This window comes from Pseudomonas piscis (genome assembly GCF_009380155.1).
GTDB classification, from domain to species: Bacteria; Pseudomonadota; Gammaproteobacteria; order Pseudomonadales; family Pseudomonadaceae; genus Aquipseudomonas; species Aquipseudomonas piscis.
The window spans coordinates 36,565-52,348 of the sequence record NZ_WHUV01000003.1; the positions used below are offsets into that span (position 1 = coordinate 36,565).

17 protein-coding genes and 1 pseudogene are annotated in these 15,784 nt (G+C 65.9%); 7 read left to right on the forward strand and 11 right to left on the reverse strand.

The features are described 5' to 3' along the window. Positions 1-85 precede the first annotated feature (85 nt). Positions 86-859 (reverse strand): SDR family oxidoreductase, encoded by a 774-nt coding sequence (locus tag GDH07_RS16925; RefSeq protein ID WP_152898343.1) that lies wholly within the window; start codon positions 857-859, stop codon positions 86-88. A gap of 162 nt (positions 860-1,021) precedes the next feature. Here GDH07_RS16925 and GDH07_RS16930 point away from each other — a divergent pair, with 162 nt between their 5' ends. Both GDH07_RS16930 and GDH07_RS16935 read left to right on the forward strand, forming a co-directional pair. Next, positions 1,022-1,627: a flavin reductase family protein gene (locus tag GDH07_RS16930; protein ID WP_152898344.1), complete on the forward strand. Its 606-nt coding sequence runs from the start codon at positions 1,022-1,024 to the stop codon at positions 1,625-1,627. 12 nt (positions 1,628-1,639) lie between these two features. Beyond that, positions 1,640-2,134, forward strand: coding sequence for a YbaK/prolyl-tRNA synthetase associated domain-containing protein (locus GDH07_RS16935; RefSeq protein ID WP_152898345.1), 495 nt, complete (start codon positions 1,640-1,642; stop codon positions 2,132-2,134). Between the two features lie 6 nt (positions 2,135-2,140). Here GDH07_RS16935 and GDH07_RS16940 read toward each other — a convergent pair whose 3' ends face one another. Then, positions 2,141-3,025: a LysR family transcriptional regulator gene (locus GDH07_RS16940; protein WP_152898346.1), complete on the reverse strand. Its 885-nt coding sequence runs from the start codon at positions 3,023-3,025 to the stop codon at positions 2,141-2,143. A 95-nt stretch (positions 3,026-3,120) separates the two neighbouring features. On the opposite strand from GDH07_RS16940, the gene GDH07_RS16945 reads away from it, so the two are divergent. Continuing rightward, positions 3,121-4,527, forward strand: coding sequence for an MFS transporter (locus tag GDH07_RS16945; RefSeq protein WP_152898347.1), 1,407 nt, complete (start codon positions 3,121-3,123; stop codon positions 4,525-4,527). A 5-nt stretch (positions 4,528-4,532) separates the two neighbouring features. Here the strand turns inward: GDH07_RS16945 and GDH07_RS16950 are convergent, their stop codons facing one another. Next, positions 4,533-5,462 (reverse strand): DMT family transporter, encoded by a 930-nt coding sequence (locus tag GDH07_RS16950; RefSeq protein ID WP_152898348.1) that lies wholly within the window; start codon positions 5,460-5,462, stop codon positions 4,533-4,535. A 102-nt stretch (positions 5,463-5,564) separates the two neighbouring features. On the opposite strand from GDH07_RS16950, the gene GDH07_RS16955 reads away from it, so the two are divergent. Further along, on the forward strand, positions 5,565-6,464 hold the full coding sequence (locus tag GDH07_RS16955) for a LysR substrate-binding domain-containing protein (RefSeq protein ID WP_152898349.1): 900 nt from the start codon (positions 5,565-5,567) through the stop codon (positions 6,462-6,464). A 3-nt stretch (positions 6,465-6,467) separates the two neighbouring features. Here the strand turns inward: GDH07_RS16955 and GDH07_RS16960 are convergent, their stop codons facing one another. The 5 genes and pseudogenes from GDH07_RS16960 to GDH07_RS16980 all read right to left on the reverse strand — a co-directional run bounded on the left by GDH07_RS16960 (position 6,468) and on the right by GDH07_RS16980 (position 11,255). Then, positions 6,468-8,702, reverse strand: coding sequence for an ATP-binding protein (locus GDH07_RS16960; protein ID WP_152898350.1), 2,235 nt, complete (start codon positions 8,700-8,702; stop codon positions 6,468-6,470). After that, positions 8,702-9,313: pseudogene (locus GDH07_RS16965) on the reverse strand (biliverdin-producing heme oxygenase); the annotation flags it as partial. The pseudogene GDH07_RS16965 and the gene GDH07_RS16960, both read right to left, overlap by 1 nt. A gap of 251 nt (positions 9,314-9,564) precedes the next feature. Further along, positions 9,565-9,960 carry a cupin domain-containing protein gene (locus GDH07_RS16970; RefSeq protein WP_022640921.1) on the reverse strand — a complete coding sequence of 132 codons (396 nt, stop codon included), beginning with the start codon at positions 9,958-9,960 and terminating at the stop codon, positions 9,565-9,567. 79 nt (positions 9,961-10,039) lie between these two features. Continuing rightward, positions 10,040-10,846: an AraC family transcriptional regulator gene (locus GDH07_RS16975; protein ID WP_152898352.1), complete on the reverse strand. Its 807-nt coding sequence runs from the start codon at positions 10,844-10,846 to the stop codon at positions 10,040-10,042. A gap of 73 nt (positions 10,847-10,919) precedes the next feature. Then, the gene (locus tag GDH07_RS16980; RefSeq protein WP_022640919.1) at positions 10,920-11,255 is read right to left on the reverse strand and encodes a DUF190 domain-containing protein; all 336 of its coding nucleotides are present in this window, start codon (positions 11,253-11,255) and stop codon (positions 10,920-10,922) included. Between the two features lie 179 nt (positions 11,256-11,434). Between GDH07_RS16980 and GDH07_RS16985 the strand changes: the two genes are divergently transcribed. From GDH07_RS16985 to GDH07_RS16995, 3 genes are read left to right on the forward strand one after another with little or no spacing between them, the layout of a single operon-like run. Beyond that, complete coding sequence (locus GDH07_RS16985) at positions 11,435-11,914, forward strand: GNAT family N-acetyltransferase (RefSeq protein ID WP_053132067.1); 480 nt, start codon at positions 11,435-11,437, stop codon at positions 11,912-11,914. A 33-nt stretch (positions 11,915-11,947) separates the two neighbouring features. Then, complete coding sequence (gene ddlA / locus GDH07_RS16990; protein WP_022640917.1) at positions 11,948-13,042, forward strand: D-alanine--D-alanine ligase; 1,095 nt, start codon at positions 11,948-11,950, stop codon at positions 13,040-13,042. A gap of 32 nt (positions 13,043-13,074) precedes the next feature. Beyond that, entirely contained in the window at positions 13,075-13,428 is a 354-nt protein-coding gene (locus tag GDH07_RS16995) for a gamma-glutamylcyclotransferase family protein (RefSeq protein WP_022640916.1), read from the forward strand. Positions 13,429-13,430: 2 nt separating this feature from the next. On the opposite strand, the gene GDH07_RS17000 is transcribed toward GDH07_RS16995, so the two are convergent. From GDH07_RS17000 to GDH07_RS17010, 3 genes are all read right to left on the reverse strand, one after another. Next, entirely contained in the window at positions 13,431-14,012 is a 582-nt protein-coding gene (locus GDH07_RS17000) for a hypothetical protein (protein ID WP_343038272.1), read from the reverse strand. A 79-nt stretch (positions 14,013-14,091) separates the two neighbouring features. Further along, positions 14,092-14,817, reverse strand: coding sequence for a purine nucleoside phosphorylase YfiH/LACC1 family protein (locus tag GDH07_RS17005; RefSeq protein WP_031320518.1), 726 nt, complete (start codon positions 14,815-14,817; stop codon positions 14,092-14,094). Positions 14,818-14,938: 121 nt separating this feature from the next. Further along, positions 14,939-15,751 carry a MerR family transcriptional regulator gene (locus GDH07_RS17010; RefSeq protein WP_152898353.1) on the reverse strand — a complete coding sequence of 271 codons (813 nt, stop codon included), beginning with the start codon at positions 15,749-15,751 and terminating at the stop codon, positions 14,939-14,941. Positions 15,752-15,784: the final 33 nt, after the last annotated feature.

The following is a 15,784-nucleotide window of genomic DNA, read 5'->3' on the forward strand; positions in this document are numbered from 1 at the left end:
CAACTGTCCTGGTTCGCGGGCATGCCTGGGGGGAGTGGACCGTGGCGCCGGTCCGGCAGGCCAATGTACCCCTTGGACGCGAGGATTACTTGGTGGTGTAGCCGCCGTTGATCAGTAAGGTCTGGCCGGTGATCCACCAGCCCTCGGTCACCAGGTGGCGGATGAAGGGCACCACGTCCTCGATGTCGGTCAGGCCGGTCTTGCTCGATGGCGACAGCGCCGCGGCGCCCTTGTGATAGGCAACGGCATCGGCGCCTTCGGCCGGGTAGAAGAACGGCGTGTCCATCGGCCCCGGACCCACGGCAGTGACCGAGATGCCCCGGGCGCCGAACTCCTTGGCCGCCGCCCGGGTGAAGTGCTCCACCGGCGCCTTGGCGCCGCCATAGGCGGCATAGAACGGCGTGAACGCACCCAGCAACGAAGTCACCAGGGTCACCAGCTTGCCATTGTCCTCCAGGTGTTTGCCGGCCTCCTTGATGAAGAAGAATGCGCTCTTGGCATTGACCGCGAACATCTGGTCGTACTCCTCTTCACTGATCTCGACTATGGGTTTCTTCAGCACCTTGCCCACGGTGTTGATGGCGATATCGATCTTGCCGAAGCGTGCCTTGACCTCGTCGAACAGGCGCTCCACGGCACCGGCACGGGTCAGGTCGGCCTGCCAGGCCTGGGCCTGGACTCCCAGCTCCTGGAGGGCGGCCAGGGTCGTCCGGGCATCGGCGGCGCTGGCATCGCTGTTGTAGTGCACGGCCACGGCCCGGGCGCCGTGGCGGGCGAGGTCACGGGCGATCAGGCCGCCGAGGTTCTTCACGCCGCCGGCGATCAACACGACTTTGTCGTTCAGGGAATGGTCAGCCATGGTGCGCATCCTTCAAGTGTTGAAATGAAGGATGAGTCTAGTCCGGGGGGCGCTGTGGATAAGCCGCCAAGGGCTGGACGGATCATCCAGGAAATCCGTCCAATCGACCCATCTGCACGGCCAGGGCTTGGCGCTACAATCGCTTTTTTTCAGGAGCCTGCCATGCCCGCATTTCGTCGTTCGGTCCCCCTGGACAAGGCCTATCGTCTGCTCAACCACGGTCCCACCGTACTGGTCAGCGCCGCCCATGAAGGGCAGCGCAACATCATGGCCGCCGCCTGGGCCATGCCCCTGGATTTCCAACCGCCGAAGGTCGCGGTGGTGCTCGACAAGACCACCTGGACCCGGCAACTGCTGGAGGCCTCCGGCAGCTTCGTGCTCAACGTGCCCTGCGTGGAGCAGGTCGACATCACCCAGAGCCTGGGCAACAGCTCCGGGCTGGAACTGCACCAGGGCGGTCGCGACAAATTCAGCGCCTACGGCCTGGCCACCTTCACCGGCCAGGCCCTTGTCGCGCCACTGCTGGAAGGTTGCGTGGCTTGGCTGGAGTGCCGGTTGCTGCCCGAGCCCCACAACCACCAGCAATACGATTTGTTCCTCGGCGAAGTGATTGCCGCCCAGGCCGACTCGCGGGTGTTCAGCGAGGGGCGTTGGCACTTCGACGGCCATGATCGGCTGCGCACCTTGCACCATGTGGCCGGTGGGCATTTCCTGACCATTGGCCAGAGTATCGACGGGCGCCAGTTGCCCTTGGCCGGCGAGGCCTGAACAGGAGGTTGCATGCACGAGGTTTTCCAACGCCTGGTGGCGCTGCTGGACAGTCACCAGGCCCGTTACCGGGTGATCGAGCATCCGGCAGAAGGGCAGTCGGCGCGGGTCGCCGAGATTCGCGGCACCGAGCCGGGCCAGGGGGCCAAGGCCATGCTGTGCGGCCTCAAGGGCGGTGGCGATGCCTACGCCCTGGTGATCCTGTCCGGGGACCAGAAGCTGGACATGAAGAAAGTCGGCGCGGCCCTGGGAGGCAAGAAAGCCCAGCTCGTGGCGCCGCAGCTGGCCCGGGAACTGACGGGCTGCGTGATCGGAGCCATTCCACCGCTGAGCTTCGATCCACGGATTGCGTTGATCGTCGATCCGCAGCTGACCTCGCGCTATGAACAAATCGCCTTCAATGCCGGGCGCCTGGATGCATCCATGGTGCTGGCCACCGAGGACTACCTGCGGATCGCCCAGCCGCGCTTGCTCGATGTGACCCAGGATGTGCCGGAAGAGGGCTGACGTGCCTTACCAGCTCACCTGGCCCAGGGCCGCGGCGAATGTGGTGAGTTTTGCCGAGCACTGGCGCGAGGGCGGGTAGACCAGCGACAGCTCGCGGCTGCGCCCGTCGTACGCCTGGAGAATGGGCCGCAGGCGCCCGTCGTCCAGGGCCTCGCGCACGGCGAACTCCATCAGTTGGGCGATGCCGAAACCACCCAGCACGGCGTCCACCAGGGCATCGCCGATATCGAAGATCAAACGTCCCGTGACCGCCAGGTCCAGGGGCCTGCCCTGGTCCATGAATTGCCATTCCACCAGCCGGCCGCTGCGCAGGTTGCGCACGGTCAGGCAGTTGTGGCGCTGCAACTCGGCCAGGTCCCGAGGTGTGCCGTGGCGTTCCAGGTAGGCCGGCGCCGCCACCGTGACCCAGCGCAGCGGCGCCAGGGGGCGGGCGATCAGGCGCTGGTCCTGGATGGTTCCGGTACGCAGCACGGCATCGAAGCCTTCATCGACGATATCCACGATCCGGTCGGTCATCACCGCCTCGATGCTCAAGGCCGGATAACGCTCGGTCAGGCCGCCGATCACCGGCATCACCACCTTGCGTCCGAACAGCGAGGGAGCGCTGATCTTCAGCACGCCGGTGGGCGAGTCGCGGCGTTCCAACAGCAGGCTCTCGGTCTGGACCAGTTCCGCCAGCAGCGGTCCGGCACGCTCCACCAGCATCTGGCCGTCCGGGGTCAGGCTGACGCTGCGGGTGTTGCGTTGTAGCAGGCGCACGCCCAACTGCTGTTCCAGGCGCGAGATGGCCCGGGACAGGCCGGACTGGGTCAGCCCCAGGTCCCCGGCGGCGCGGGTGAAGCTGCGGGTTTCGGCCACTCGGACCAGCAGGCGCAGGGCGTTCAGATCCATGATTAAAGTCATTACTGAAAGAAAGAATGGCTTGTTTATCATTTAAAACGCATCGATGAAACTGGCCGCCGTCATTTCATCCGAGGAGTCCCGCGATGTCCGTGAACCCACTAGCCAAGCCGTCGGGCTGGATGCTGCTGTTGCTGGCCACGGCCCAGCTGATCATTGCCCTGGACGCCACCATCGTCTTCGTTGCCTTGCCGGAGATCGGCCAGCGCCTGGGCTTTTCCGCCCAGCAGCTGCAATGGGTGGTCAGTGCCTACAGCGTGACCTTCGGCGGCTTCCTGCTGCTGGGCGGCCGGGCGGCGGACCTGTTGGGCAAGCGGCGTTTCTACATCGTCGGCCAGGGGCTCTATGCCCTGGCGTCCCTGGCCGGGGGGCTGGGGGGCAGCGCCTTGTTGCTGGTGCTGGCGCGAGCGGTGCAGGGTGTGGGAGGGGCGATGCTGTTCCCTGCGACCCTGGCCCTGATCAATACCTACTACGCCGAAGGCCCGGCGCGTAACCGTGCCTTCGCGGTGTGGAGCGCAGCGTCGGCGGCCGGGCTGGCCCTGGGGGCGCTGCTGGGGGGCGTGCTGACCCAGTACTGGGGCTGGGCGGCGGTGTTCCTGGTCAACGTACCCCTGGCCGGTGCGTGTGCATTGCTGGCCCGGCGCTGGATTCCCGCCGATCCTCCGCGCCAGCGCGGGCGCCAGTTCGACCTGCCGGGCGCCTTGAGCGTGACCCTGGGCGGCACCTTGCTGGTGTTCGCCATCGTCCAGGGGCCGGAATGGGGCTGGGCCGCCCCGGCGACCCTGGCCTGCCTGCTGCTGGCGCTGGCCTTGCTCGGGTTGTTCCTGCGTATCGAGCGCCTGGGGCGAGACCCGTTGATGCCCCTGCGTCTGCTGGGTTATCCACAGCTGCGCATGGCGATGCTGATCACCGCGTTGTTCATGAGCAGCTTCGGCGTGCAGTACTACTTTCTCAGCCTGTACTTCCAGCAGGTCTACCAGTTCAGTGTGTTGCACAGTGGCCTGGCCTTCCTGCCCTCGACGGTGCTCTGCACCCTGGGCATCTGGCTGGGCGAGCGGGCGCTGCGGCGCGTCAGCCTGCGGGCGGTCCTGGCCTGCGGTTTGCTGGCCGGGGCCCTGGGCATCGGCATGATCTACCTGGCGCTACCGGGCAGCCGTGGTTTTGTCGGCCTGTTACCCGGGATCGTGATCATGAGCATCGGCCAGGGCATGACCTGGAACACCATGTGGATCTCGGCAGGGCAGGGCATTGCCGCAACCGAGCAGGGCGTGGCGGCAGGCGTGGCTTCCACCAGCCAGCAGATCGGCGGTGCCCTGGGCCTGGCCTTGCTGGTGTCCCTGGCCAACACCCTGGGCCCGGTGGGCAACCAGGCCTATGGCATCGAGCTGGCCACCGCCGCCAGTGCCCTGCTGGCGTTGTTGGGCGCCTTGCTGGCCCTGCGCCTGCCCCATTCCCCGGTGGCGCTGCCGGGTTGTTCTGCGGCCTCGGGCTGAGGCCCTCAGTGAGCCTGGGGCAGGTGCCGGCGCACGGCCCAGAGCACGCCGGCCAGCAACAACAACGCCGCGCTGGCTTGCAGCAAGCTCGGCAGGTGCTGCAGGCAGATGAAGCCGTAGAGCAGGGCGAACAGGGTTTCGAACACGATCAACTGGCCGCTCAGGGTCAGCGGCAGGCGCCGGGTCGAGGCATTCCACATGCGATTGCCGAACCACGAGCCGAGCACCGCGCTGCACAGGCTCAGGCCCCAGAACAGCATCCAGCGCTGGTCGCTGGCCTCGATCCGCGTTCCCGGCAACTCCAGGCCCTGGGCCAGCAGCCAGACCACGGCGCTCATCAGGCCGGTGGTGATGCCCCACAGGCTCGACCACTGACCGCTGTCGAAACGGCTGTTCTTGAGGTAGCGGGCGTTGTCCTTGGCGAACCAGGTCCAGCACAGCAGCGCGCCGAAGGCACACAGCAGGCCCAGGGCGCGCTGGCCCAGCTCCGGCGAATCGCCCTGGGCGGTGAGCAGGGTGTCGAGGTTGATGCAGCAGATCCCGCCGAACACCAGCAGCAGCGGCCAGCGCAGGCGCCGCAACGGCACTGCGTCGGCATCCCCGCGCCCGGCCAGGGTGATGGTCAGGGGCAAGAGGCCGACGATCAGCGCGGTACTGGTCACCCCGGCCCACTGAATGGCGCTGGCCAGCAGCATGAAATAGATCAGGTTGCCGGTCAGTGCCAGCTTCACCAGCAGCAGTGCGTCGTTCCAGGTCAAGCGTTGCAGAAGCTCGCGTGCCTGGGGCGCAGCCAGGAGCAGGGAGAATGCACCATACAGGGTGAAGCGGGCACAGCTGAGCATCAGCGGGCTGAACTCCGGCAACAGGCTGGGCACCACAATGGCCAGGCCCCAGACCGCACCGGCCAGGACCGCATAAGCAACTCCGCGTTTCATGCACACACTCGCAGCGATTCATCAAGGTGCGCAGGCTAGTCATTGCTGACCGGATGGACAAAGGATATATAGGCACCTACCTATTCTCCTGGGGAATACCTAATGAGTCGCTTCGCCCGGCACTTGCCGCCACTGGAAACCCTGGTGACCTTCGAAGCGGTGGGCCGCAACGCCAGCTTCACCCGGGCCGCCACCGAGCTGTGCCTGACCCAGAGCGCGGTGAGCAAGCAGATCCGCAGTCTGGAGCTGTCGCTCAAGACCGAATTGTTCGAGCGCCAGGCCCGCGGGGTGAAGCTCACCGCCAGCGGCGCGACGCTGTTCGCCCAGGTCAGCACCCAGCTCGAAGCCTTGCTGCGCAGCGTCACACGCCTGCGAGCCGGGCGTGACGCCAACACCATCACCGTGCAATGCACCCATGCGGTGGCGCAGTTCTGGCTGTTCCCGCGCTTGCTGGCATTCAACAAGCAGCACCCGGAGATCACCGTGAGCATCCACGCCAACAACGACATGGACGAGTCCAGCGTGGCCGAGCATGACTTCGGCATTCTCTACGGGCCGGGGCACTGGTCGTCCCTGGCGGCCACGCCGCTGTTTGCCGAGATCGTCTACCCCATCGCCAGCCGGCGCCTGGAGTTGCCGGTGGTCAGCGAGCTTGGGCAACTGGCGGCCTTGCCGCTGATCCAGCTGGACGCCTCGGCCTGGAACTGCATCGACTGGCGGGACTGGTTCCGTCACTTCGGCCTGGACTACAGCGCGCCGCCGGGAGCCCTGGGCTTCAATCAGCTGACCTTGATGTTCAGTGCCGTGCAGCAGGGGCTGGGGGTGGGCCTGGGCTGGGATTTCATGGCCCGCGACGGGGTGGCCAAGGGCGAGTTGCTACGGGTTGGCGACTGGGCCTTCCATACCGGCCAGGCGGACTTCCTGGTGCACCTGCGCAACCGGCGCCTGTCGGCCAGCGGCCAGTTGTTCCATGACTGGCTGGTGGCCCACGGCGCCGAGTGAGGCTCAGGCCCGGGGCACGCTGAAGCGGAATTCGCTGCCCTTGCCCACCTCGCTGTAGGCCTGGATCGTGCCACCGTGGGCCTGGACGATGCCCTGGGTGATGTACAAACCCAGGCCGGTGCCGTTGGGGTTGCCTTCCTTCATGGTCCAGTAGCGGTCGAAGATGAACGGCAGCTGGTCGGCGGGGATGCCTTCCCCGGAGTCGCGGACGCTGAACACGATCTGCTCGCCGTCGGACATCGCCACCACCCCGACCTTGCCTTGCTTGGGGGTGAACTTGATGGCGTTGCCCACCAGGTTCGACAGCACCTGGAACAGCCGCTCGGGGTCGGCGTGGATGGTCAGGTCCGGTTCGGCGTGGAAACTGATATCGATGGACTTGTCCAGGGCCAGGGGCGCCAGCAGCGAATAGGCTTCCTCGAAGATCTGCGCGACGTCCAGCGGCTGGGGGGCGATGCGGTAGCGCCCGGCCTCGATCTTCGAGGTGTCCAGCAGATCCTCCAGCAGGATGTTCATGCGGCTGGCGGCCTGCTGCATGGTGTCGATGGCCGAGGAGATGCGCCGCGAGGTGTGCGGGCCGTCGGAGCTGAAGGCCTTTTGCATCATGCCGCATAGCATGGAGATCACGGTCATGGGGTTGCGCAGGTCGTGGGACACCACCGCCACCAGCTCGTCCCGGGCGCGCACTGCCTGTTGTTCGCGCAGCACCTGGCGCGCCAGGTCGTGCTCCAGGGCCGAGCGGCGCAGGTCGTTGGCGGCGAAGCGGTCGCCGTGGCTCCACTTGCTGGAGATCCCGGCCATTTCCACTTTCCAGATCTCGAACGAGGTACGCGGTCGCAGGCGCAGGCCGGCGTCGGAGTTCTCCAGGTCCAGGGGCTTTTGCGGGTTGCCGCTCCAGTTGATGTTTTCCTTCACCTCGGGCCGGAACCACAGCACGCCGTTATCCACAGGCTTGGGCAGGCTCATGGCCAGGACACCGCTGGCCACCTGTTGATAACTGGCCGCCGGCGGGTAGACGCTGGCCAGGTGGTGAGTGGCGAACACCGGTTGCCCGGACTCTTGCAACCAGCGGTGCAGGGCGCGGATTTCAGCCTCCGGCGGGCAGTTACCGAAGCAGTGCAGCTGGCGATCCTCGATGATCGCCACGCCGCCGGCCCGGGTCAGCTCCAGCAGTTGCCCGGGCTCCTGGGCCAGGCTGGCGAACACGCTGCCGCTGGCCTGCGCCATGGCCTGGTTGAGGCTGGCCAGGGTGGCGAGCTTTTCCTCGCGCTGGCGGCTGACTTCCAGGGCTTCCATGGCGCTGATCTGCAGCGACAGCACCTGGCCGATGGTCTGGCAGGCGATGCGCAACTCGTGGGGTACCAGCAGTGGCTGGCGGTTGCCGCAACTGATCAGGCCCCAGAGCTGGTCGTCCTTGAGCAAGGAGATGCTCATGGACGACAGCACGCCCATGTTCTTCATGTACTGGCAGTGGATCGGCGACACGCTGCGCAAGGTGGCGAAGCTCAGGTCCAGGGCCTGGCCGGTGTCCGGGCGCAAGGTCGGCACCAGCGGCACCGGCTGATAGTCGGCATCGGGAATGATCCGCAGCCAGTTGCTGCGGTACAGCTCGCGGGCCTGCTGGGGAATGTCCGAGGCGGGGAAGAACAGGCCGTTGAACACTTCCATGGTCGGCCGCGTGGCCTCGGCGATCACCTGGCCGTGGCCTTCGTCTTCGAAGCGATAGATCAGCACCCGGTCGTAGCCGGTCATGGCCTGGATCTCGCTGACGCTGATGGCGTACAGCTCTTGCAGGGTCTTGGCGGTCTGCAGGCGGCGCAGCAGGCGCCCGAGGTTGTCGGTGCGCTGCTTGAGCTCCGGGGCCTGGTGCTGTTCGAGCTGGTGCTCCAGTTCCAGGATCAATACGCCCTGGTGCCGATGCAGCAGGGCTTCGAAGCGCCTGCCATGAAGCTCCAGGTACAGCGGCGGGGCATCGAGCAAGCGTTGCAGTTGCAGCAGTTGGCGAATGCTCTGGGTGTGTTCGGCGCCCAGGAGGCTGTCCAGGGGCTGCTCGACGACCTGCTCGGCGCGCTGGCCCAGCAGGGTCTCGACGTTGGCGCTGACCTGGCGGATGCGCAGCCCTGGCTCGTCCAGGGTCAGCAGGACGCCATGGGGCTGGATCGCGCCCGGGGAACGGATGGGTTCGTTGGCGCAGTTGGCCAGCAACTGCTCGAAGGCCTGGGAATCCTGGGGGGGCATAGCAGCACCTCGCGGCTGTCGAGCCAGCGCTCGAAACAGGCAAATGTGGATTGCGCGGCGTCCACCACTTGCTGGCGGGCGCTGGTGTGGCTGGGCATGCGGCCCAGGTAGTCGAGGAAATCCTTCCAGCGCCGGCCGGTGAGGGCGCCGTAGACGTCGAGGAAGGCCCCGCCATTGCCGGCATCCAGGGCCAGGCGCCGGGCCATTTCGCGGCGCAGGATCTGCCCGCCCAGGGTCGCGCCCTCCAGCACATAGAGAGTGCCCAGGCAGGCGCCCGGAGTGCCCAGTCGGGGCAGTTGCGGGCAGCGTGGCAGGTGGTCGATCTCGGCCTGGCTCAGGCCCAGGGCCAGCAAGTCGCCGTTCAGCGCTGGAGTCTTGCGCCGCAGTTGCGGCTCGTACCCGGCCGGAATCAGCCCGCTTTGATCCAGGGCCGCCTCCAGGGGCTGGTAGAACCCGTAGTAGGCCTGGATCAGGCGTTGGTACCAGGCAGCGTCGAGCTGCTCGGAGAAAAATGGCAGGCGTTGTTCCAGGGCCACATGCAGGGTCGCGGTGCCGGCGCGCAGGTCCTGGAGCAGGAAGGAAGCGGCAGTGTCTTGATGCGGTTGGGGCATTCAGGGGTCCGGGAGTCGCTGCGGTAGGTGGATGCGCCATGGGCGACATCGAACACCGGGACCAGGTTGCGGTCCCTGCAATCGAGTCAGCGCACGGAGAAAAACAGGAGCGCCACTCTACCTGTGGTTTCAGGAACGACGCAGGCTTTTCGACGCTCCTGGTATCGTTCAAGGGTAGTCGATCGACGGCCTACCGCAGCTCTGACTCCGACAGCACGGCATTAATTCCCCTGGCCGGCTGTCGGGCGGGGTCAGATCCAGACGTCGTTCAAGGCGGTGCGCGCGCCGCCCTGGTTACCGGTGTTGAGTACGCCCCGAGGCTCGATCAGCAGCAGCTTGACCTCCTGTTCCGACCAGGGCTTGTGTTCCACGCCCCGGGGCACGACGAACATCTCGCCGCTGGCGATGGACACCTGGCCGTCACGGAAGTCGATGTGCAGCAGGCCATCGAGCACGATGAAGGTTTCGTCGGTCTCGGCGTGGGAGTGCCAGACGAACTCGCCTTGCAGCCTGGAGATCTTGAACTGGTAGTCGTTCATCTCGGCGATCACCTTGGGGGTCCACTGTTCGCTGAACAGGCCGAGCTTCTGGGCGAAGTTGATGCTCTGGTACTGGCGTTGCGCGGTGCTGCTGGCGGGATTGTCCATGGGGGCTCCATATCGCTGGTGAAAGAGCGCCCAGGGTAGGCAACCCGCGGCTGTGGATTCTTGAACGATTGTGCGTGGTTCAGCGGCCGAGCATCTTCAGCCAGCGTGCCGGCGGCAGGCCATAGGCCTGGCGGAACTGGCGGGTCATGTGGCTCTGGTCGGCGAAGCCGGCAGCCAGCGCTGCGTGGGCCAGGGGCTGGCCCTGCACCAGCAGCGCCCGGACCAGGTCCAGGCGGCGCATGCTCAGGTAGCGGTAGGGGCTGGTGCCGAACAGCAGGCGAAAATCCCGGGACAGGCTCCAGCGATCGCGCTGGCTGTGGGTGGCCAGCTCATCGAGGGTCAGGGTGCGGTCCAGGGCACTGTGGATGTATTCCCGGGCACGTTCGGCGGCCTGGTAGTCGAAGCGTTGCCGGGGCGCCGCGACCCCGGATACCCGGTTGAGCGCGTGGGCCAGGTCGAACAGGGCATCTTGCTGCTCCAGCGGGTCCAGGGGGCTGTCGACATTGCGCAGCAGGGTCTGGGTTGCGGCGAACAGCCGTGGATCGGCGGACAGGCCGCCAGCGATGAAGGGCAGGGGCTGGCCGCCGAGGATCTGCTGGATCAACGCCGGCTCGACATACAGCATGCGGTAGTGAAAGCCATCCTGGGTCCCGGCTTCGCCATCGTGGGCTTCGTCGGGGTGCAGGACCATGGTTCCGCCCGGCAGGCTATGGCGCCAGCCGCCGCGGTACTGGAAGCTCTGTACCCCGTGCAGGGTGCGGCCGATGGCGTAGGTATCGTGGCGATGCATGTCGTAGCCATGGCCGGCGAAGTAGGCTTCGATGCGTTCCAGGCCCCGGGCGGGCGGTGCGCGGTGAACCCAGTCGGTGATGATCGGTCCGGCCATGGGGCAATCCAGGAGCAGGTAGCTGAAACCGGCACGTTAACCCGAGGCCGTACCGGCTGTCTTGCCCGGCCCATCACGCGCTATCGAGTTGTGCCTGCCGGCCCAGGTGGCCGAACTCGATGGGGACCTTGGTGTAGAACAGCGCGAAGTCTTCCTGGGCCAGGCGTTCGAACAATTGCCGGGCTTCTGCTTCGCTGATGGCCAGGCGGATTTCCAGGGGCTGGTCGGCCAGGTCGAAAAAATGCACTGAATGCAGTTGCCGGGAATGGCCGAACCCTTCGACGGCGCTGGAAAGGGTGGCGCCCTGCAGGCCCATTTCCCGGGCCAGGTCGATGATCCAGTCGCCGAGCATCCGACCGTGGTAACGCCGGTTCTGCTGGGTGAAGAAGGTCACCAGGTAGCCTTGCATGATTGCCCTCCCACGACATGGCAGCCCGTTAATTGAGCATAGCTGGCGGCCGGCCCGGTGGTTGCCTGGGCGCAACGAGAGGAGTAGCGTCCACCACCTCGCTACAGGCTCATGCGGCAGCGTTTGAGGCCCATGACGCGAACCTCGACCAGGACGCTACGTCCCGCAGGAGTCCGAACATGGCAGTGACCTTCCGCCCGGTGGTGGACGCCGATATCCCGCGTATCTGCGGCTTTGTGCGCAGTGCCCAGGAGCTGTTCTTCTTTTTCCCCGCCGCCACCTGGCCCTTGACCCATGAGCAGTTGCGCGACTCTATCGCCCAGCGCAGCGATTCCACGGTGATCGAGCGTGACGGGCAGGTGGTGGGTTTCGCCAATTTCTATCGCTGGGAACAGGGCGGTACCTGCACCATCGGCAACGTGATCGTCGACCCGGATGTGCGCAGCGTCGGGCTGGGCGCGCAGTTGATCGGGCAGATGATCTATCTCGCCCGCAGCCGGCACCAGGCCAGCGACGTGACCCTGTCCTGCTTCAACAGCAATGTGGCGGGGCTGTTGTTCTATCCGAAGCTGGGGTTCGTGCCCTTCGCCATCGAGGAACGCAAGGACAAGCAACACGAGCGGGTGGCGCTGATCCACCTGCGCTACAGCCCGAGCTGAGGCCGGGAATCTTTTTCAAGACGGAAGCCATTCATGAGCAAGCTGCGGGTCGGGATTATCTTTGGTGGCCGTTCGGCCGAGCATGAAGTGTCGCTGCAATCGGCACGCAACATCGTCGATGCCCTGGATCGCTCGCGTTTCGAACCGGTGTTGATCGGTATCGACAAGCAGGGCCACTGGCACCTCAACGACACTTCGAACTTCCTGATCAACCAGGAGAATCCGGCGCTGATCGCCCTCAACCAGTCCAACCGCGAACTGGCGGTGGTGCCGGGCAAGGCCAGCGGGCAACTGGTGGAGACCTCCAGCCAGGAGCTGCTGGGGCACGTCGATGTGATCTTCCCCATCGTCCACGGCACCCTGGGCGAAGACGGTTGCCTGCAGGGCCTGCTGCGCATGGCCGACTTGCCCTTCGTCGGCTCCGACGTGCTGGGCTCGGCGGTGTGCATGGACAAGGACATCAGCAAGCGCCTGCTGCGCGATGCCGGCCTTGCGGTGACGCCCTTCGTCACCCTGACCCGCGCCAACCGGGCGCGCCATGACTTTGCCCAGGTCCGGGCGGCGCTTGGCCTGCCGTTGTTCGTCAAGCCGGCCAACCAGGGCTCGTCGGTGGGGGTGAGCAAGGTCGAGGACGAGGCTCAGTACCAGGCCGCGGTAGAGCTGGCCCTGGGCTTCGACCACAAGGTGCTGGTGGAGTCGGCGGTGCGTGGCCGGGAGATCGAGTGCGCGGTACTGGGCAACGACCAGCCCATCGCCAGTGGCTGTGGCGAGATCGTGGTCGGCAGCGGTTTCTATTCCTATGACAGCAAGTACATCGACGAGCAGGCGGCCCAAGTGGTAGTGCCGGCGGCCATCGACCATGAAGCCAGCGAGCGGATTCGCGCCCTGGCCATCGAGGCTTTCCAGGTGCTGGGTTGCTCCGGGTTGGCGCGGGTCGATGTGTTTCTCACCGACAGTGGCCAGGTGTTGATCAACGAGGTCAACTCCTTGCCGGGGTTCACGCGCATCAGCATGTACCCCAAGCTGTGGCAGGCCGCGGGCATGAGCTACAGCGAACTGGTCAGCCGGTTGATCGAGCTGGCTCTGGAGCGGCACGACGAGCGGCAGGCGCTGAAAATCACCCGCTGAAGCGGATCACAACCTTGATTGGGACACTACGGATGAGTGCGGCAACACCGGCATCGGTTTATCTTTTTTCCTACGGCACCCTGCAGGACAAGGCGGTGCAACTGGCCAACTTCGGCCGCGAACTGGAGGGTCGCCATGACGCCATGCTCGGCTACGACCAGCACTGGGTGGAAATCACCGACCCGCAAGTGCTGGCCAGTAGCGGCAAGACCCATCACCCGATCCTGCGTCCGGGGTCGGCGGACAGCGCACCGATCCCCGGCATGGTGTTTCGCATCACTGCCGAGGAACTGGCAGCCGCCGACCGCTATGAAGTCTCGGACTACAAGCGAGTCAGCGTGACCCTGTCTTCCGGTATCCAGGCCTGGGTCTACGTCAGCGCCTGAGTTCAGCGCGCCATGACCATCATCCCCAGGCACACCACTACCAGTAGCAGCGTCCCGAGCACCATGAACAGGTAGTTGATCGGGGTGAAGCGGGCGTTGCTCTGGCCGTGCAAGTCGCCAGCCGCGGCATTCAGGCCGCGCTGGCCCAGCCAGGTGATCCAGGCCAGGGCCGGTATCAGCAGCAGGTTGGCGATATCCACCAGCGGAAAACCGATGTTGTTGCGCGCCAGGCTGTCCAGGACGTTGTTGGCCACCGATACGACCACGAACAGGGTCGCCAGGCCATCGTGCTCCCATTTGAAATCCTGGCCATCGCGCTTGAGCCGGGCATCGGCCTCGCGGTACAGAGCATGGGTGAAGAAGATGGCGAAGATTGCCCGGGCCACAGGCCACATTTCCTCACCGCTGTCCTGCTTGAACTGCTTCCAGTTCTTGTAGGCCCAGTACACCCGGTAGAGGCCGAAGGTGAGGATGAACAGGGTGAGGAACTTGCCCCGGGATACCACGTAGAACGGCGGCTGCTTCGCCTCCGGCAGGGAGGTGGCCAGGTCCGCCTGGGGCGGGGCATAGAGGTTGTCAGACACGAGCACTCCTTGGGTTGGGCCTGAAAAAGGCGGCCACGTTACCCCACCCTGCGGGACAAGCCCATCTCGATGTTTGTGTTCAGCGCGTGGCCGTGCGACCGATCCAGGAATACTGGAAGGTCTTTTCCTCGCCCCGGTGGCCTCGGCGCCGGTAGCTGGCCAGGCTGGGGGTGGAGCAGTAGGTGCAGAGCGGGCTGATCTCGATCTGCTCGTCCGCCACGCCAGCGGCATGCAGCAGATGCACGGCGTAGCGGCTCAGATCGAACCACAACGAGCCTTGCTGGCTGGCCGAAGGCGGAGTGATCTGCGATGGCAGCAGCGGTGCCGGCTGCTCATGGCTCCAGGGGGCCTGGCTGGCAGGCCAGGGGCGCTGCGGGTCCGTCGAGAACGGGGCGATGAAGTCGGCGCTGACCTCATAGCAGCAAGGCTTGATCGAGGGGCCGATGGCGACCCGTACCTGGTGTGCTTCAACCCCCTTGGTTGCCAGGTGTTGCAGCACATTGGCGATGATCCCGCCGTGCAGGCCCTTCCAGCCGCCATGCACTGCTGCGACCCAGGAACCGTCGTCGCTGCTTATCAGGATCGGCAGGCAGTCGGCGGTGACCACGGCGATCGGGCGGTTGGAGCGAGTCAGCACCGCATCGCCACGGATGATCCCGCTGGGCAAGGTCGTGCTGGCCTCGATGACATCGCCGCTGTGCACCTGGGAGCAGAAGAACAGGCTGGCCGGTAGCGTCGCGCCAATGGTGGAGAACTCATGGCGGATACCTGCGATCTGCTTCAACACGTTTGCCTGGAAACTCATCGGGCCTGCGCTCGGTTACCTCGGGGATGGGGGCAGAGCATAGCGGTATCCGATGCATTTTTGCTGACCGGCAAGCCGTGGGGCGAGGGGGGTGACCAGCGGTCGCCCCGATGCCAGAGCCTCAGGAGCCGAGCGGGATGTACAACTCCACCACGCTGTCGGGGTGCATCGGGCCGAGGAAGCGTTCACCGCTGTACTCGAACTCCACCGCATCCACGGGTACCAGTCCGGCGGTGGGCAGCCATTCGCTGTAGGCGGCGCGGAAGGTTTCCGGCAGGGTTTGCACGGTGCCATGGTGCTCCACCCGAGCGTAGTGGCGAGCGGGGATTTCCAGCTCCACCATGCCGGGTACCAGGGGCGCGTCGGCGGCCACCGGCAGGCCGGCTATGTAGCGCCATTGGCTGTCGTCCAGGGGCTGGCAGATGCCGTAGGTGCCCATGGGGTCGGCCAGGCGCTGGATCTCCTGCTCGCGGGGTTCGAAGCGTTGCCACAACTCGGGGATGGAGCCCGCATCGCCCTGCTGCCAGGCCATGCCGATGATCCGCTGCGCGCTGAGAAATACCCGTTCCGGCACCTGGGCCTTGGGGAGCTGGCGTGGGGGTTGGGCCAGATAGCGTTGCAGCTGGCCCAGCACCTTCTGGCCGCGAGCGATCTCGCTTTCCAATTGCCGCGCCTGCCCTTGCAGCGCCTGCTCCATGGCCAGTGGGCTGTCCAGGCCACCCTGGTCGGCCAGGGTGCGGATGTCCTCCAGGGACATGCCCAACTGGCGCAGCCAGACGATCCGCCCGAGGGTCGCGATCTGCTGTGGGCTGTAGTAGCGGTAGCCGTTGTCGCGCCCGGTGAGCATGGGGGCGAACAGGCCGATGCTGTCGTAGTGGCGCAGGGTCTTGGTGGTGAGGCCGTGGCAGCGAGCCATTTGTCCGATGGTGAGCATGGAGCGTCCTGGGTGTTGTTGGGCTTGCCGGCA